This window comes from Pseudomonas sp. MF09150 (genome assembly GCF_059862355.1).
Genome location: NZ_JCBCUS010000006.1, coordinates 186383 through 202844 on the forward strand (window position 1 = coordinate 186383; position 16462 = coordinate 202844).

The following is a 16462-nucleotide window of genomic DNA, read 5'->3' on the forward strand; positions in this document are numbered from 1 at the left end:
TGGGCAATAAACGTCATCGCACTTTATGGTGGAGCCGCATGAGGCGGGAGCTGTGGGTATGGCCCCGTGGATCATGGGGCAGCGCGTTCAGGGTTCAGAAAAAATCAGCCATCAGCAATGCGCTGTCTGTCGCAAATATGGACTCATAGATCGCTTCATGGGGGACGTCACGGGCCAACCAGGCGCTTGCGCTATAGACCCGTGCCTTGTTGAAAAAAACCAGGTGCCTTTCGTCTCCCCGCTCAAACAACCTGAATTGCTGCTCCTCCATTTCCGCGCAGAGCGCGTCGAACAGCGCGGGGTCTTTTTTCGCCAGTGCGATGACTATCTCCGCCCGGTTGAGGCCGGCTTCGCTGGCTGCCCACAACACGATTCGAGTGGCCACCTGCCGATTTCTGCCGGGGAGGCCGGCGTCCAATGCCTGTTGCACCTCGGGATAACGGCAAGCCAGGCGTGAAGGCATGATCTTTTGCGGGGTATGGCTCATCACGGGCTCCCGAGGGTGGTTCTCCACGCTGGCGTTTTTCACCCTGACTAAGGCGCAGGTCGGCCGGTTGGCGCTTGGTCAGGGGCCAGGCCGGCAAGCGTTTGCGCGGCGATGTAGCCAAAGGTCATGCCCGGGCCGAGGGTGATGCCGCCGCTGGGGTAGTGGCCGTTCATGATGCTGTTCATGTCGTTGCCTACGGCAAACAGCCCGGGAATCGGCGCGCCGTGTTGGTCCAGGGCGCGGGCGCAGGCATCGGTGTTCAGGCCAGCGAAGGTGCCGAGGCTGCCGGGCACCAGCTTCACCGCGTAGAACGGTGCTGTGCACAGGCCGCCAAGGGAAGGGTTTGGCCCGTGCAGGACTTCGCCCTGTGCCTGGTTGTACAGCGACTCGCCACGCTGGAAGAGCGGGTCATGCCCCTGGGCCGCGCCCAGGTTGAATGCGCTGACGGTGGCTTGCAGTTGCCGGGCATCGATGCCGCATTGGCGGGCCAGGTCGGCCAGGGTCGGGGCCTTGAACAGGTAGCCCGCGCGCACGTAGCGCGCCGTCGGAAATGGAAAGGGCCTGGACCAGCCCAGGCCATAGCGGCGTTGGGCGCGGTGGTCGCAGATCAGCCAGGAGAGCGGGGTTTCTCCCGGTCCCGTGGCGGCAAACAGGGCGCACATGTAGTCGTGGTAGGAGTCGGCCTCGTTGACGAAGCGTCGGCCATCCTGGCGCACGGCGATAAATCCCGGTTTGGCGCGTTCCATCAGGTGCGCAAAACCACTGAAGCCGCCGTCTTCGCGGGGCACTCTCGACACCGGCGCCCAGGCGGCGGCATGGGCCAGGTCGGACACCACCCTTGCCCCGACGCGCTCTCCCAGGCGCAGACCATCGCCGGTATTGCCCTTGGGGGCCGCGCTCAAATGGTCGCTGCCATGGGCGGCATGCTGGAACAGGCGCGCGATGCGCTGGTGATCGTGAGGGAAGCCCCCGCAGGCGAGCACCACGCCACGCCGGGCGCGGATCTCGACCCGGCGTCCGGCGGATTCGACGAGCGCCCCGACCACGCGTTCACCGTCACGCAGCAGTTCCCGTACCGGCGTATCAGTCAGCAGGCGTACCCTTCGATCCAGTGCGCTTTTGAGCAGGCGGGCCACCAGTGCATTGCCGTTTACCAGGTGCATGCCGCGGCCATGGCGCAGCAGGTCGCGGGCGTGGCGCAGCAGGCGTTTGCTGGCGTAGAGCAATGAGGACGGCGACTGGCGGGCATTGAGCAAATGATTGAGATCGGCACCGCCGGCGATGCCCATGCCGGCCAGGCTGATCAGGTCGAGTGGACGTCGCAGCCGGTTGATCCAGGGGCCGAGGCGCCGCCCGTCGAAGGGCAGGGCACAGACCGAGCGGCCACCTGCTGCGCAGCCTTCGGTGGCGTGAAAATCAGGCATTTTGCTGCCGGAGAAAAACTGCACCTCGGTATGGCGTTGAAAAAATTCGACCATTTTCGGGCCCTGTTCGAGAAACGTCTCCACGCGAGGGTCGAGCACTGCGCTGCGCAGTTCATGCCGCAGATAAACCCGCGCCTGCTCCAGGTCCTCGACGATACCGTCGGCGATGGCCAGGGGGTTGCGTGGAATCCACAGCCAACCGCCCGACCAGGCGCTGGTGCCGCCGAACTGCGGCTCCTTCTCCACCAGCGTGACATCGAGGCCCAGTTGCGCCGCGGTGACTGCGGTTGCCAGACCAGAGGCGCCGGAGCCGACGACCAGAACATCACAAAACAGGGGATCGCTGATGGACATAGGGATTACCGCGATAAGGACGATGAGGTTGGCCGCTCCCGATTGGAAGCGGCACAACACGGCGCCGGGGTTATTTGAGCGGGGAAAAGTCGGTAGGGCGCAGCAGGCGTGATTCCAGGGTCACCACGGCGTTCAGCTCCTTGTTCAGCCGCGCAAACTCCTGCCAGCGCGGGTCGGCAGCCATGGCGTTGCGACGGGTGATACGTTCGTCAAGGCTGGCATAACCCCAGATGTGCAGCACCTGATTGACCTCACCGATTTCGGTGGTGAAGAAGCCGATAAGGTTGCCCAGGTGTTCCTGCTGCACCGCCAAGGCGTTGCTTTTGTACAGGGCCAGCCAGTCGCCGAGCTTGGTGGGGTTAAGGGTGTAGGTGCGCAGTTCGTAGTACATGCTGTTCTCCAGTGGGGGATGGTGATGCGGTGCTGGTGAGCCGGCGCGCGATGTCGCTGGCGGCGAGGTAGCCGAAGGTGAGACCGGGGCCGAGGGTGATGCCCGGGCCAGGGTAGGTGCCGTCCATGATCGAGTTCATTTCGTTGCCGGCGGCGTAGAGCCCGGGGATCGGCGCGTTGCTCCGATCCAGCACGTTGGCCTGGCCATTGGTGACCAGGCCGCGGGCGGAGCCCAGGTCGCCGGTAAACAGGCGTATGGCGTAGAAGGGCGCCTTGCGCAGCGGTTTCAGGCAGGGATTGGGCTGGTGCAGCGGGTCACCCATGTAGCGGTTGTAGGCCGTACTGCCCTTGCCGAACAGGGGGTCGACGCCGTGTTCGGCATCGGCGTTGTACTGTGCCAGGGTCTGCTCCAGGGGCGCGGCGTCGATGCCGGCGGCAAGCGCCAGCTCGGCGGGGCTGTCGGCGCGCAACAGGTAGCCGGCCTTGATCAGTGCGCTGTTGTCGACGGGGCTCGGTCGCGCCAGGCCCAGGCCGTAGTTGTTCAGGGCTTCGCTGTCACAGATCAGCCAGCAGGGCGCATTGGCACCGCCCTGGGCGAACATCCCTTGGACGAAACAGTGGTAGGAATCCGATTCATTGACGAAGCGCCGTCCGGCACGATTGACCGCGATCACCCCGGGTTTGGCGCGGTCGGTGACCAGATGGGGAAAGCGCTCCACGCTGCCATCGGCCTTGTGCAAGACCGAGACCGGGGCCCAGAAGAAATTCGCCGCCAGGTGATCGCCGACGGCGGCGTTGATCGACGCCGCCAAGCGTTGCCCGTCACCGACGTTGGCGGGCGGTGACATGCTCCAGTGTTCCGAGCCGGTGTCCGGCCGCTGTTGCGCCGCGTGGGCGCCTGCTGCAAAGCCGCCCATGGCCAGTACCACACCGCCCCGAGCGAATACCGGACGGGTGATGGCGCCTCGGGAAATCTGCACCCCGCGGACCCGGCCATGCTCGATGATCAACGCCTCGGGTGTCGCCTGCAGCCACAGGTCGACGCCATTGGCCAGGGCCGTGGTCGCCAGGCGCGCGATCAAGGCGTTGCCCACGGTCAGGCGCGTGCCGCGGGGATGGCTGAGGCGGTCGATGGCGTAGCGGGTCAGCAGTTTCAGGCAGTGCCAGAGGGATCTGGGCGAACGTTTGATGCTGAGGAAATGCTGGATGTCGACCCGGTTGACCATCATGCCGCCGAACAGCAGCATGCCGTCCGGTGGTCGTTTCAGGTCCTTGAAATGCTCGCCGAGGCGGCGTCCGTCGTATTCGTCGATTTCCAGCGCCCGGCCGGTGAGCGTGCCACCGGGCAAGTCCGGGTAATAGTCGGGCGACAGCGGCCGCAGGCTGTATTTGAGTTCGCTGTGGGTTTCCAGGTAGTGCAGGGCTTCACGACCGTGCTCGATGAACGCGTCGATCAAGGGCGGGTTGTAGCCTGGGCCTATCACCGCTTTCAGGTAGTCGCGCATCTGCTCGGCGGCCAGGTGATGCCCGGCGGCCCGGGCCTGATCGGTATCGTGCAGCCACACCGCACCCCCGGAAATCGCCGAGGTGCCGCCGAAGGCCTCGGTCTTTTCCACCAGCAGGACCTTGAGCCCGCGGCAACTGGCCGTCACCGCCGCGGCGAAACCGGCAGCGCCGCTGCCCAGGACAATGACGTCATAGGTCTGGCCGGCGTCGGCCGAGGCCAGGGAAGTCGTAGTGTTCATGGTTGTCACCTGTTTGAGGACGTTGCCGGAGAGTCAGATTTCCAGCGGCGTCACGCCCATGAAGTGCCCCAGGTTGCCCAATTGCGCCAGGGCCATTTCCGGTCCGGTCTGGATCGGGCAGCCGAGGCGTCGGGCAAAGGCGAGAAAGGGTGTCACTGCCGGTGAGGTCACGACGTCGGCCACCAGGGTGCTTGCGGTCAGGGTTGCCATCAGGGCGTCGGGCAACGGCATCGGGCCCTCATCGCGGGTTGCCCCCATGCCCACTGGCGAGGCGTTGACCACCAGGTCGAAGGGCGCGAGCGAGGCCGGTCCGGCGCTGATCGCGATAGCCGGGAAGGCACTGCGCAACAGCTTGCCGAGTGCCTCGACGCGTTCGTGGCTGATGTCGCTGATGACCAGGCGACTGACTCCGGCCTGGCAAAGTGCGTAGGCAATGGCGCTGCCCACGCCGCCTGTGCCAATCACCAGGGCCTGTTTGTGCTGGGGATTGAACCCATGCTTGCGCGCGGCGTTGAGAAAGCCTTCGCCGTCGACGATATCGCCCACCAGCCGGCCGTCGGCCTCGCGGCGGATCACATTGATCGAGCGCAGCGCCGTCGAGCGTTCACTGACGCTGTCCAGGCTCCCGGCCAACTGCTGTTTGTAAGGCACGGTCACCACGCATCCGCGCAGGTTGTGCCAGCCGCGCAGGGTCTGGACGAAAGCGTCGAGGGCGGTTGGCGCCAGGTCGATGGCGATCATCGCGACGTTCTGCTGCTGGTCGGCGAACCAGTGATTGAAGTTTTCCGGCGACTTCACCTGGGCGATAGGTGAGCCGACGATGGCGACCAGTTCAGTTGAACCCTGGATCATGGGGTAGTCCCGCTTATTGGCTGTGTTGTGGAGCCAATACTGCAAGCGAGGTACAGGGCGGACAATCAAACGCACCCTGGAATACATTGATAATCGCAACACCACTGCGATAATCGCAGTATTTGCCCCTCAAGGAGCCACGCCCGATGAAGCAACCCACCATCCATCAGCGGGATCTGATCGTTGGCCTGCAAAAGGGCTTGGCTCTGTTGCAGCTGTTTTCCCAGGAACATCCGCGCTTGAGCGTGCCCGAAGTCGCGCGCATGGCCGAGATGACCCACAGCGCGGCGCGGCGCTTTTTGCTGACGTTGGTGCATGACGACTTTGCCCAGACCGATGGCCGCCATTACTGGCTGACCGCCAAAACCTTGCGCATCGGCCAGGCCTATGTCGATTCCGCGGTATTGCCGCGCATGCTGCGCCCGATCGTGGAGCAGGTGGCGCGGACCACCCAGGAGCATGTGTCGGTGGGCGTGCGTGATGGGGATGACATTGTGCACGTGGTGCGCAGCCGCTATAGCCACATCACCTCGATGTCGATCCGCCCCGGTTCACGGGTGCCGATGTATTGCACCGGTAGCGGCCGGCTATGGCTGGCGAGTCTTTCCCCGGAGGCGCTGGCGGCTTACTTCCAGCGCAACCCGCCACGGGCCATCACCCCGTACACCCTCACCGATGAAGCCCAGATTCGCCGTGAAATCGCCCTGGCCGGCGAGCGCGGCTATGTGATGGTGGATCAGGAATACGAAGTGGGCATGCGCGTGCTGAGCGTGCCGCTGATCGATCGGGAAGGGCACTTGCAGGCCACGCTGACCCTGACCACTCACGCCTCGCGCATGACCCTTGAGAGCATGCGCGAGCGCTACCTGTCGGCGCTGTATGAAGGGCAGGCACTGCTAAGGCCGATCATGACGCTCTGAGTTTCAACGACAGGCCGTTTGGAACCTGTTGAAAGGGCGCTTTTTGCGTGATGGTCATCATACGTCTGTCGCAAATTTGACGTCCTCTTAGCACTCCTCGTCGATTTATCCAGCGCGTTTCACTGCGTGGATGCCGATCCCTGAAGCCTGAATCAGCTGAACAGCCCTTGTTTGCTAGGTTTCACGAATTTTATCGCCTCGCAGAAAACAGCTGTATTTGCCGATTGCGAAATCAAAAAATCACATGTCATACTACATCGTACAACAGCAGTGAGGCGCTGGACGATCTTCCATGGTCTTCAGCAAACCTCCAAATAAGGCGGGTAGTTCATGAGTTTTGAAAGTCAGCGCGTCAAGCAGATCTCTTCCTCTCCCAGCATGATCATCTCCATGCGTGCCAAAGAACTCGCCAGCCAGGGTCGCGACATTGTCGACATGAGCCTCGGCGAGCCGGACTTTGATACCCCGGCACATATCATTGATGCCGCCAGCCAGGCGATGCGTGACGGGCATACTCGCTACACAGCGCCCCAGGGAACTCTGGCGCTGCGCCAGGCGATTGTCGGCAAGTTCCAGCGCGAAAACGGGCTGAGTTTCAGCGTCGACGAAATCACCGTCGGCAACGGCGCCAAGCAGGTGATTTTCAATACCTTCATGGCGACCCTGGAAGCCGGTGATGAGGTGATCATCCCCGCGCCGTACTGGGTTTCCTATTCCGACATCGTCACCCTCAACGGTGGCAGCCCGCAGGTGATCGCCTGTGGCATCGAGGTCGGCTTCAAGCTGACTGCCGAAGCGCTGCAAGCCGCGCTGACCGAGAAAAGCCGCTGGCTGATTCTCAATTCACCGTCCAATCCGAGTGGCGCCATCTATTCCCAGGCCGAGTTGCAGGCGCTGGGCAAGGTGCTCGAAGACTTCCCCAACGTGCTGGTGATGTCCGACGAAATCTACGAGCACGTATTGCTTGCCGACCAGCCGTTCGTCTCATTCGGCAACGCTTGTCCTCAGTTGCGTGAGCGCACGCTGTTGATCAATGGCGTGGCCAAGGCCTATGCCATGACCGGCTGGCGTATCGGTTATGCCGCGGGCCCCAAGGCGCTTATCGCGGCAATCAGCAAAATCCAGTCCCAGAGCACTTCGGGCGCCAGCGCGATTTCCCAGGAAGCGTCGCGCGCCGCACTCGAAGGTCCGCAGGCATTCGTGAAGAGTTGCGCCGCCGAGTACGCCGAGCGCGGCCGCATGCTGGTGGAGGGCCTGAGCCAATGCGAGGGCTTGCGCCTGAGCGCGCCGGCGGGGGCTTTTTATGCCTTTCCCGAGTGCAGCCAGTTGTTGGGGCGCACCGCGCCTGACGGTCAGGTGATCACCGATGACGTCGAGTTATCGGCCTACCTGCTCAATCACGCCGGCGTGGCGGTCGTTCCGGGCCTGGCGTTTGGGCTGCCGGGTTACTTCCGGCTGTCGTTCGCCACATCCCGCGCAAACCTACAAAAAGCGGTCGTTCGTATCCGCGAGGCGCTCGCAGCCTTGCGCTGAAGCCCTCGCTCTTTTGCTGTGCCAAAGCTGCCAAAACAATAGTCGGAGATCCCCATGCTCGATAAAAAGAAACAGCTGCTTGCCCTCGTCGTGACTGCCTGCCTCAGCGCCGGCGCTGCCCAGGCGGACGACCTCACCGGGACCCTGAAGAAGATCAAGGAGTCGGGCACTGTCACCCTTGGCTATCGCGATGCATCGCTTCCGTTTTCCTACCTCAACGATGCCCAGCAGCCCATCGGCTACAGCATCGAGCTGTGCCAGAAGATCGTTGATCAGATCAAGGTCAAGGTCGGCGAGCCCGGCTTGAAGACCGAGTACGTCTCGGTGGTCGCAGCCACCCGTACACCGTTGCTGATCAACGGCACCATCGACCTGGAATGCGGCGTTACCACCAACACGGTCGAGCGCCAGAAACAGATCGGCTTCCTGCTGACCAGCTACGTGGCCAGCGCCAAGTATGCCGTGAAGAAAACCTCTGGCATCAACAGCATTGCTGATCTCAAGGGCAAGTCGGTGGTGGTGATTACCGGTGGCAGCGGTGAGTGGATCACCAAGAAAATCGACCGCGAACAGCAACTGGGCCTGAAAATCCTCAACGCCAAAGATGGCGGTGAAGCCTTCCTGATGCTCGAGACCGGCCGCGCCGTGGCCTACATCAACGACGACGTGCAGTTGATGGCGACCATTGCGCAAAGCCGCAGCCCGGATGCTTACACCTTGCTGGCTGAACCCATGTCCGCTGAACCCTACGCCATCGGCATCCGCAAGAATGATCCGCAGTTCAAGACCTTCGCGGATGACGTATTGCGCAACCTCTACAGCAGCGGCGTGATCGATACCCAATACCCGAAATGGTTCCAGCAGCCGATTCCGCCGAAGAACGCTGTGATCAACCTGCCCATGAGCGACGCGCTGAAAGAAGCCATCGCCCACCCGAACGATACTGGCGTCTGATGCCACCTAGTGGGTCGAGTGAATACGGATCTGTGAGTAGTTAGTGTGCTGGTCATGAACGTCAAGGATGACGCGTGCGGTGTGGATGCACGTTGCAAAGGAAGGTGCTTCGCGAGCCAGCAAACGGCTGCTCCTGTGCATACGTCCCGTTCCTCGACCTGCCGGCATCTGCGAATGCTGAGTTCCGCTTTCTCTCAAAGGTTGGTGTTTCATGGATTACAACTGGAATTGGAGCGTGTTCTGGGACTTTGCGCCCGGAGAATCGTCTTCCTATCTGCATTGGCTGGTCACGGGCACCAGCTGGACTCTGGCTACAACCCTCGCCGCATTCATCCTGGCCTTTCTGATCGGTGGCCTGGTTGGCACCCTGCGTACCAGCAGCCTTCGACCGCTGGTGTGGCTGGGTAACCTCTACACCGAGGTGTTCCGCAACATCCCCTTGCTGGTGCAGATGTTCATCTGCTTCTTCGTGATACCCGAGCTATTGCCGGTATCGATGGGGGACTATCTCAAGCAGGACTTGCCCTATCCCTCGTTTTTCAGCGCGGTCGTGGCGTTGACCCTTTTCACCTCGGCCAAGCTGTCGGAACTGTTCAAGGCTGGCATCGAATCGGTTGCCGCCGGGCAGCGGGGCGCGGCGTTGGCCTTGGGCCTGCGTCCGAGCCAGATGTACCTGCAGGTACTGTTGCCCCAGGCATTGCGGGTGGTGTTCCCACCGCTGACGTCCGAGGCGCTGAACACCCTGAAAAACTCATCGGTGGCCCTGACCATTGGCTTGATGGAATTGACCGCGCAGGCGAGAAACGTCAGCGAGTACTCGTTCAATACCTTTGAGGCGTTCACCGCCGCAACCTTGATCTACGTGGTCATTTCGTTGCTGGTGACCTTTGTCATGGGGCACATCGAGCGTTCCCTGACCCTTCGCGGCGCGACGAGGTAGTTATGTTTGAACTCGATCCAAGCGTAATCGTGCGGGCTATGCCGGCGCTGTGGAATGGCCTGAAGTTCACTTTGCTGCTGACGCTGGTGGCGATGTCCGTCGGTATCCTGGCCGGCACCTTGCTGGCGCTGATGCGACTCTCGCAGAACCGCGTCATGCGCGGTTTTGCCCTGGGTTATGTGACGGTGATGCGCAGCATTCCGTTGGTGCTGGTGATTTTCTGGTTCTACTTCCTGATGCCGCTGCTGCTGCAAATGGCTTTCGGCACCGAGAGGCCGGTGCAGATCGGTCCGGTGGTCACCGCCTTCGTGACGTTCTGCATGTTCGAGGCGGCGTACTACAGCGAGATCATTCGCGGTGGCATCCAGAGCGTCAGCGGCGGCCAGAGACAGGCCGCGGCGGCCCTGGGCATGCGGCCGGCACAATCAATGTTCTACGTGATCCTGCCCCAGGCGATGCGGCGAATGACGCCGTTGCTGCTGACCCAGACCATCATCCTGTTCCAGGACACCTCACTGGTCTACGTGCTTTCCATCGCCGACTTCACCGGTGCAGCGAGCAAGTTCGCCCAGCGTGACGGGCGCCTGGTAGAGCTGTACCTGTTCGTGGCCCTGGTCTACCTGGTGATTTGCTATCTGCTGTCCAGCCTGACCAAGCGCATGAAAAGAAATATAGGGAGAACCGCATGATCCAGATGAAAAACCTGAGCAAGTGGTATGGCAACTTTCAGGTTCTGAAAAACTGCACCACTCAGCTCTCGCGGGGGGAGGTGATGGTGGTGTGCGGACCTTCCGGTTCGGGCAAGAGCACCTTGATCAAATGCGTCAATGGCCTGGAGCCGGTGCAGAAAGGCGAGATTTTCATCGATAACCAGCCCGTCACCGGCAAAGGGGTCGACCTGCCCAAGCTGCGCGCTCGAGTGGGCATGGTGTTCCAGCATTTCGAGCTGTTTCCGCACCTGAGCATCATCGAAAACCTCAACCTGGCGCAGATCAAGGTACTGGGCCGCGACCGCGACACAGCCACCAAAAAAGGCATGCAACTGCTGGATCGCGTCGGCCTCAAGAACCACGCCCACAAGTACCCGATCCAGTTGTCCGGTGGCCAGCAGCAGCGGGTAGCGATCGCTCGTGCCCTGGCCATGGACCCGATCGCGATGCTCTTCGACGAACCGACCTCGGCACTCGACCCGGAGATGGTCAATGAAGTGCTGGACGTCATGGTCCAGTTGGCAAGTGAAGGCATGACCATGATGTGCGTCACCCACGAAATGGGCTTCGCGCGCAAAGTGGCTGATCGCATCGTGTTCATGGACGGCGGAGAAATTATCGAGGACGTGAAGTCTGAAGAGTTCTTCGGTGCGCCACGCTCGGATCGGGCACGCAGCTTCTTGTCGAAAATCCTGCAGCATTAACCAGCGGCAAAAGTACGGCAGGCCCCATGCCGCGCAACTAACGCCCGATGCCTTGCATCGGGCGTCTTGCGTCATGGGTCGCGGTTCTGCTCTGCGGCGGTTTGGATGCTGTCTCTGATGCTGCGCAACAGGTTTGCATTGCAATGACCGCCATGATTTCCTGCGCGGGAATCCTGCGCCCTGGTGACCTTGCATGACTGACTTCAAGCTTGATCGGATGGATACACGAATAATCGCTGTGCTACGCAAGGAAGGTCGAATCAGCCATCAGCAACTCTCCACCCAGGTGGGGCTGTCACCTTCTCAGTGTCAGCGACGGGTGAAAAGGCTTGAAGACGAAGGCGTGATCCGTGGTTATTCAGCGGACATTGATGAAAACAAGCTCGGCAATGATGTCAACGCGTGGGTACTGGTGACCTTGCAGCGAAACCAGCCAGGCGCCCGCGAACGCGTTGCCCTGTTGCTGCAGAACCGACTGTGGGTGCGCCTGGCGACAGGCATCACCGGGGATGTCGATTTCATGCTGCGCGTGGTTGCGCCACGCATGGCCGATTTCACCCGGATTTTGGTCGATGAGTTGAGCAGCCACCCTGATATCAGCAGTACGCAGTCATTTATCTGCCTGGATGAGCTGGTCGGTGATCGCTCGTGAAGTCAGCATGGGTGCCGGGCGCGGCAGCACCCATGCGTGGTGGCGGTGAGCTTAGAGCGACTCGTCCAGCGCCCGTATCAGTTGTTGCACTTCCTCCTGGGAGGTGTAGTGAACAAATGAAAGACGGAGTACGCCTTCGTCGGGATTGATCCCGAGCGCTTCCAGCAGGCGCACGGCATAGAAATGGCCAGCGCCGGCGATGATGCCCTTGGAGGCAAGGCGCTCGCAGACTTCGCGAGGTGTGGCATTCAGGGTTTGCAGTGACACGGTCGCGGCTTTTTTCTGCGCGTTAGTGGGGCCCAGCAACCGGACACGCGGATCCTTGGCGCAAAACTCCAGCAGTGGGCTCAGCAGCCCGACTTCGGCATGCTTGAACAGTTTCCTGAGGTTTGCGCCGCGCTCGCTGTTGTCGGCCTCGGGAAAATGGTGGGCATGCACGCTGTCAAAATAGGCCGTGACGCCGTTGACCGCTGCGACCTGGGCATGGTCAGGCCCGGCCGGGACGAACCACTTGGCCAGGTGGGCGGCGTTAAAGTAGTGCGCCTGGTTGCCGAGGAAATCCATCAGCGGCCGTCGAATGACCATCGCGCCCAGGTGCGGGCCAAAGGTCTTGTACAGCGAGAATAGGTAGACATCCGCGCCGAGCTCGGCGACATCCGGCAAGCCATGGCCAGCGTAAGAAACACCGTCGACAACGGCTACGGCGCCGACCCCATGGACGATTTCGCAGATCTCGCGGACCGGGTTGATCTCACCCAGGATGTTTGAACAGTGGGTGAAAGCCACCACTTTGGTGCGTGAGGTCAGGAGTTCTACCAGGGCCGCTGAATCCAGGGAGCCGGTGGTCGCGTTGACCTGCCATTCTTTTATGACGATGCCGCGCTTGATCAGCCGACGCCACACGCCATTGTTGGCCTCGTGGTCCTGGTTGGTGACGATCACCTCATCACCTGCTTCGAGCCGATTGGCAAAGGCCTCTGCTAGCACATAGCTGTTCTGTGAGGAGGAGGGGCCCAGGTGGACCTCCTCGGGTGCGACGTTGAGGTAGCTGGCCATTTCGCGATGAGCACGGTCCATCTCCTCGCCACCCCGGCGAGATGCAGGGTGCACACCGTAGGGTTGCATCTTGTTCTGACGGTAAAAACGATTGAGGCGATCGATGACGTCCTGGCAGGCGTAGGAGCCGCCAGCGTTATCGAAAAATGCCTGGCCTTCGAGCGAGGGCTCGGCAAAGGCCGGGAAATGGCTGCGGATGAACGGCAGATCGAGAGTGGGCATGAACAAGACTCCGGCATCGCTAGGGGGAATTTGACACGCCCTATCCTAATGGCTGACCCATGCATAAGGGCCGCATAAGTAGGGCGGGCCAACCCCGTCAATGCAGGAATCGCGCGTCATAACCTCGTGAAATGCGTGGAATCCGTCATAAGTGCCGATGGTAATTGCTCAGGCATTGAGTGAGATCGCTGAAAGCCTGCCCGACCTTATCCCGCTTGCCCCTCCGGCGATCCCGGCCGTAGCCCCGGCAGGCTGCGCAACACCGCCCGCACCGGGCTCGCGTCCAGGGCCATGAACTTGAGGGGCAGGGCGATCAATTCGTAGTCCCCGGCCGGCACCTCATCCAGCACCAGCCCTTCGAGGATGGCCATGCCATGGCGCTCGATGGCGTGGTGTGCGTCCAGGGTCTTGGACTGTTGCGGGTCCACCGACGGCGTGTCGATGCCCACCAGCCGCACCCCGTGCCGCGCCAGCAAGTGGAGGGTGGCCACGGCGATTGCGCTGGAGTCCGGGTTCCAGGTGCAAGGGTCGCTGCGACGATAAGTGCGCAGCAGGATGCGTTCCGGTGCCCCGGCCAGGTGCGGCGCTACCTGCTCCGGCTGGACCAGGGCGCCGCTGTCGAAGCAGTGGATCACCCGGCAGGTTCCCAGGTAGGGCTCGAGGGCCACCGCGCCAATGGCGGCGCCGCGGCTGTTGTAGTGCAGCGGAGCATCGGCATGGGCCCCGGTGTGGGGCGAGAGGGTGATTTTTCCGACGTTCACCGGGCACTGCTGATCCAGTACCCAGACGGCTTCCTGGCGGTAGCGGGTGTCCCCCGGCCAGGTGGCGAGGGTGCTGGAGATCGGTGGGCTGATGTCGAACAGTTTGCGTGCGGGCACGTGGCAGGCTCCTTCACAGTCAGCAACGGCGACCCTGGGCCAGGTCGCTCAGGGGCGGCAGGCAGCGGGTCACTTCGTGCTCCACGGCATCCAGGTTGATCGAGGTCAGGTCGGTGTGGTTGGCCACGGCGAACTTCAGCAGTTGCTCCTGGATCTGCCCGCGAGCCAGGGCCTGGGCATAGGGCAGACGGCTGAAGGTGACCATGCTGTAGCGCGGGATGAAGCGCGTGGGTTGGCGCTGGGCCATGATTTTTCCCAGCTCGCGCTCCAGCAGGTAACTGGGGCTGGCGACCTTGCTGCTCATTTCCACGTAGTTCTCCAGGGCCATGGCCTGGATCGCCAGGGCGTTGGGCTGGCGTTGCGCGGTGAATGCCGCAAGGGCGCTGGCGATATTGCCGGGCTGTTGCAATTGCTCGGCGAGGGCCACCGCGTCTTCCAGGGCGCAGTTCATGCCCTGGCCGTGGAACGGCACCATGGGGTGGGCGGCATCCCCCAGCAGCACGGCCTGGCCGCCGATATGCCAGGTGTCGAGGCGCAGGGTCGCGAGCTTGCCGGTGGGGTGATGGTCGAAGTCCTGTTCCAGGCTGCCCAGCATCGGCGACAGCCCAGGGAATTCGCGGTCGAAAAAGGCCCGGGCGGCGCGTCCATCGACCAGTTGGGCGAAGCACGGGCTGGTGGGTTGGGTCGTCGGGCTCTGGTGGTGCAGGAACAGGGTGACGGTGAAGCTGCGGTCGAGGTTCGGCAGGGCGATGCACATGTAGTCGCCGCGAGGCCAGATGTGCAGGGCGTTGGGCTCCAGGCCGAAGTGCGCGCTGGCCTGCGGGGTGATCTGCAATTCCTTGTAGCCGTGGGGCTGGGTTTCCAGTTGCTGGTCCAGGTCGACCACCTCAGCCATGGCCTGGCGCACCGCCGAGTTGCAGCCGTCGGCGCCGATCAGCAACTGGAAGCGGCTGCCCAGGTGAGCCCCCGAGGCGTTGCTGAAGGTCAGGCGCTGGCGGGGGAAGTCGACGCTGTGGAGCCCCAGGTTGAAGTGGATTTTCGCCCCGGCCGCTTCGGCGCCGTCGAGCAGAATCCGGTTCAGACGATCGCGGTTGATCGACCAGATCACCTCGCTGTCATCGCGTCCGTACGGTTGCAGGCTGGGGGCCGTGCCGGGGACGTGCACCATGCGCCCGCGCATCATCACCGCTTCGGCCAGCACCTCGGGTTCGAGCCCGGCCAGGCGCAAGGCATGGGCGCCGCGTTCGGCCAGGGCCAGGTTGATGGAACGGCCGCGGGCCCCGGTTTCGATGCGCGGATCGGGGCGTCGCTCGAACAGGCTGACACGCCAGCCCTGGCGTGCCAGCAGGCGGGCGACCAGGGCTCCGGCCAGCCCGGCGCCGATGATGGTGACTTGACGAACGTTGTCTGTAGCGGTCATGGCGAATTCTCTTGGGGTGGTGCCCGGTTCGCAGCGGCAGCGGGCTTGATAGGGCGTCGGCTAAAGGCTCGAGCGCAGGCTCCAGAGCTCAGGGAACAGCACGGTGCCGAGCATCTTGCGCAGGTACTCGACGCCTTCCGTGCCGCCGGTGCCTTTCTTGAAGCCGATCACCCGCTCGACCACGGTGACGTGGCGAAAGCGCCATTGGCGAAACGCATCCTCGATGTCCATGAGCTTTTCTCCCAGCTGGTACAGGTCCCAGTAGCGCTCCGGTTGTTGGTAGACCTGGACCCAGGCGGCCTCCACCGACGCATCGCTGCGGGTCGGTTCGCTGGGGTCGGCGTCCAGTCGCAGGGCGGCAATGGGCAGGCCCTGGCGCGCCATCTGCTGGATGATCGCGTCGTACAGGGAGGGGCTGTGCAGGCAGCGTTCGAGGTTGCGGGCGATCTGCGGCGTGTGCTGGTGCGGCAGGAGCATGGCGCGGTTCTTGTTACCGAACATGAACTCGATCTCGCGGTACTGGTAGGACTGGAAGCCCGAGGCTTGCCCCAGGTCCGAGCGAAAGCTGATGAACTCCATGGGGCTCAGGGTCGCCAGGATCGACCAGGAGCTGACCATCTGCTCCATGATCCGCAGGACCCTGGCCAGCACCCGGTGACTGCCCCCCAGTTGGCCGTGGTCGATCAACTGGCGGGCGTGACGCAGTTCATGCAACAGCAGCTTCATCCAGAGTTCCGATGCCTGGTGCTGAATGATGAACAGCATTTCATTGTGTTGCTGGGAGCGTGGCGCTTGTGCGTCCAGCACTTTATCCAGCCCCAGGTAATCGCCGTAACTCATGCTTTCGGCGAAATCCAGTTGGGCGTCATGCCATTGTTGGGGTGGTGCTGGGTGCATATAGGGGCAAGGGCACATCGGTTATTCCTCGCTCGGGGGCGTTAAAAGCAGCCACCGGCGACGGCAGGCAGGATGGTGATCTGGTCCTGCTGCGTCACGGCGCTGTCGAGGCTCTGCAAGAAGCGGATGTCATCGTCGTTGACGTAGATATTGATGAACTTGTGAACTTCGCCGCCGTCGATCAGGCGGGCCGCAAGGCCCGGGTACTGCTGCTCGAGCGCGTCGATCACTTGCCTGACCGTTTGCCCCTGGGCCTCCACGGTTTTCTGGTTGGCGGTCAAGTGGCGCATCAGGGTGGGAACAATGATCTTCATGGGGTGGCAC

17 protein-coding genes are annotated in these 16462 nt (G+C 62.5%); 7 read left to right on the forward strand and 10 right to left on the reverse strand.

Features of this window, described 5'->3' with window-relative positions; genetic code table 11:
• Positions 1-94: 94 nt before the first annotated feature.
• From AC19YX_RS22245 to AC19YX_RS22265, 5 genes are all read right to left on the reverse strand, one after another.
• Positions 95-487, reverse strand: coding sequence for a hypothetical protein (locus tag AC19YX_RS22245; RefSeq protein WP_078468834.1), 393 nt, complete (start codon positions 485-487; stop codon positions 95-97).
• Between the two features lie 47 nt (positions 488-534).
• Complete coding sequence (locus AC19YX_RS22250) at positions 535-2265, reverse strand: FAD-dependent oxidoreductase (protein ID WP_500607026.1); 1731 nt, start codon at positions 2263-2265, stop codon at positions 535-537.
• Positions 2266-2335: 70 nt separating this feature from the next.
• A complete protein-coding gene (locus AC19YX_RS22255) occupies positions 2336-2656 on the reverse strand; it encodes an NIPSNAP family protein (protein WP_078468836.1) in 321 nt (106 codons plus the stop codon).
• Complete coding sequence (locus AC19YX_RS22260) at positions 2625-4400, reverse strand: FAD-dependent oxidoreductase (RefSeq protein WP_500607027.1); 1776 nt, start codon at positions 4398-4400, stop codon at positions 2625-2627. The genes AC19YX_RS22255 and AC19YX_RS22260 overlap by 32 nt, the downstream gene beginning before the upstream one ends.
• A 33-nt stretch (positions 4401-4433) precedes the next feature.
• Positions 4434-5252, reverse strand: coding sequence for a shikimate dehydrogenase family protein (locus tag AC19YX_RS22265; RefSeq protein WP_500607028.1), 819 nt, complete (start codon positions 5250-5252; stop codon positions 4434-4436).
• Positions 5253-5398: 146 nt separating this feature from the next.
• Between AC19YX_RS22265 and AC19YX_RS22270 the strand changes: the two genes are divergently transcribed.
• The 7 genes from AC19YX_RS22270 to AC19YX_RS22300 all read left to right on the forward strand — a co-directional run bounded on the left by AC19YX_RS22270 (position 5399) and on the right by AC19YX_RS22300 (position 11665).
• Positions 5399-6172, forward strand: coding sequence for an IclR family transcriptional regulator domain-containing protein (locus tag AC19YX_RS22270; protein ID WP_500607029.1), 774 nt, complete (start codon positions 5399-5401; stop codon positions 6170-6172).
• Positions 6173-6502: 330 nt separating this feature from the next.
• Positions 6503-7705 carry a pyridoxal phosphate-dependent aminotransferase gene (locus AC19YX_RS22275; RefSeq protein WP_421546449.1) on the forward strand — a complete coding sequence of 401 codons (1203 nt, stop codon included), beginning with the start codon at positions 6503-6505 and terminating at the stop codon, positions 7703-7705.
• Between the two features lie 54 nt (positions 7706-7759).
• Complete coding sequence (locus tag AC19YX_RS22280; protein ID WP_020295059.1) at positions 7760-8659, forward strand: transporter substrate-binding domain-containing protein; 900 nt, start codon at positions 7760-7762, stop codon at positions 8657-8659.
• A gap of 211 nt (positions 8660-8870) precedes the next feature.
• A complete protein-coding gene (locus AC19YX_RS22285) occupies positions 8871-9599 on the forward strand; it encodes an amino acid ABC transporter permease (RefSeq protein WP_078468840.1) in 729 nt (242 codons plus the stop codon).
• A 2-nt stretch (positions 9600-9601) separates the two neighbouring features.
• Positions 9602-10288 (forward strand): amino acid ABC transporter permease, encoded by a 687-nt coding sequence (locus AC19YX_RS22290; RefSeq protein WP_078468841.1) that lies wholly within the window; start codon positions 9602-9604, stop codon positions 10286-10288.
• The gene (locus tag AC19YX_RS22295; protein ID WP_078468842.1) at positions 10285-11013 is read left to right on the forward strand and encodes an amino acid ABC transporter ATP-binding protein; all 729 of its coding nucleotides are present in this window, start codon (positions 10285-10287) and stop codon (positions 11011-11013) included. The genes AC19YX_RS22290 and AC19YX_RS22295 overlap by 4 nt, the downstream gene beginning before the upstream one ends.
• 193 nt (positions 11014-11206) lie before the next feature.
• On the forward strand, positions 11207-11665 hold the full coding sequence (locus AC19YX_RS22300; protein ID WP_500607030.1) for an Lrp/AsnC family transcriptional regulator: 459 nt from the start codon (positions 11207-11209) through the stop codon (positions 11663-11665).
• A gap of 51 nt (positions 11666-11716) precedes the next feature.
• Here AC19YX_RS22300 and AC19YX_RS22305 read toward each other — a convergent pair whose 3' ends face one another.
• The 5 genes from AC19YX_RS22305 to AC19YX_RS22325 form a co-directional block, all read right to left on the reverse strand.
• Entirely contained in the window at positions 11717-12943 is a 1227-nt protein-coding gene (locus AC19YX_RS22305; RefSeq protein WP_500607031.1) for an aminotransferase class V-fold PLP-dependent enzyme, read from the reverse strand.
• A 206-nt stretch (positions 12944-13149) separates the two neighbouring features.
• Positions 13150-13821: an arylformamidase gene (gene kynB, locus AC19YX_RS22310; protein ID WP_500607032.1), complete on the reverse strand. Its 672-nt coding sequence runs from the start codon at positions 13819-13821 to the stop codon at positions 13150-13152.
• 19 nt (positions 13822-13840) lie between these two features.
• Positions 13841-15241, reverse strand: coding sequence for an FAD-dependent oxidoreductase (locus AC19YX_RS22315; RefSeq protein ID WP_500607033.1), 1401 nt, complete (start codon positions 15239-15241; stop codon positions 13841-13843).
• 60 nt (positions 15242-15301) lie between these two features.
• On the reverse strand, positions 15302-16156 hold the full coding sequence (gene kynA, locus AC19YX_RS22320; protein WP_421546454.1) for a tryptophan 2,3-dioxygenase: 855 nt from the start codon (positions 16154-16156) through the stop codon (positions 15302-15304).
• A 23-nt stretch (positions 16157-16179) separates the two neighbouring features.
• Positions 16180-16452, reverse strand: coding sequence for a MoaD/ThiS family protein (locus AC19YX_RS22325; RefSeq protein ID WP_078468848.1), 273 nt, complete (start codon positions 16450-16452; stop codon positions 16180-16182).
• Between the last annotated feature and the right edge of the window lie 10 nt (positions 16453-16462).

Bases quoted from the DNA above. Each gene is read 5' to 3' on its own strand.
- AC19YX_RS22315 (WP_500607033.1), bottom strand. From the start codon at position 15,241: ATGACCGCTACAGACAACGTTCGTCAAGTCACCATCATCGGCGCCGGG.
- AC19YX_RS22285 (WP_078468840.1), top strand. From the start codon at position 8,871: ATGGATTACAACTGGAATTGGAGCGTGTTCTGGGACTTTGCGCCCGGA.
- AC19YX_RS22295 (WP_078468842.1), top strand. From the start codon at position 10,285: ATGATCCAGATGAAAAACCTGAGCAAGTGGTATGGCAACTTTCAGGTT.
- AC19YX_RS22280 (WP_020295059.1), top strand. From the start codon at position 7,760: ATGCTCGATAAAAAGAAACAGCTGCTTGCCCTCGTCGTGACTGCCTGC.
- AC19YX_RS22325 (WP_078468848.1), bottom strand. From the start codon at position 16,452: ATGAAGATCATTGTTCCCACCCTGATGCGCCACTTGACCGCCAACCAG.
- AC19YX_RS22260 (WP_500607027.1), bottom strand. From the start codon at position 4,400: ATGAACACTACGACTTCCCTGGCCTCGGCCGACGCCGGCCAGACCTAT.
- AC19YX_RS22275 (WP_421546449.1), top strand. From the start codon at position 6,503: ATGAGTTTTGAAAGTCAGCGCGTCAAGCAGATCTCTTCCTCTCCCAGC.
- AC19YX_RS22300 (WP_500607030.1), top strand. From the start codon at position 11,207: ATGACTGACTTCAAGCTTGATCGGATGGATACACGAATAATCGCTGTG.
- kynA (WP_421546454.1), bottom strand. From the start codon at position 16,156: ATGTGCCCTTGCCCCTATATGCACCCAGCACCACCCCAACAATGGCAT.
- AC19YX_RS22250 (WP_500607026.1), bottom strand. From the start codon at position 2,265: ATGTCCATCAGCGATCCCCTGTTTTGTGATGTTCTGGTCGTCGGCTCC.
- AC19YX_RS22245 (WP_078468834.1), bottom strand. From the start codon at position 487: ATGAGCCATACCCCGCAAAAGATCATGCCTTCACGCCTGGCTTGCCGT.
- AC19YX_RS22255 (WP_078468836.1), bottom strand. From the start codon at position 2,656: ATGTACTACGAACTGCGCACCTACACCCTTAACCCCACCAAGCTCGGC.
- AC19YX_RS22305 (WP_500607031.1), bottom strand. From the start codon at position 12,943: ATGCCCACTCTCGATCTGCCGTTCATCCGCAGCCATTTCCCGGCCTTT.
- AC19YX_RS22290 (WP_078468841.1), top strand. From the start codon at position 9,602: ATGTTTGAACTCGATCCAAGCGTAATCGTGCGGGCTATGCCGGCGCTG.
- AC19YX_RS22270 (WP_500607029.1), top strand. From the start codon at position 5,399: ATGAAGCAACCCACCATCCATCAGCGGGATCTGATCGTTGGCCTGCAA.
- AC19YX_RS22265 (WP_500607028.1), bottom strand. From the start codon at position 5,252: ATGATCCAGGGTTCAACTGAACTGGTCGCCATCGTCGGCTCACCTATC.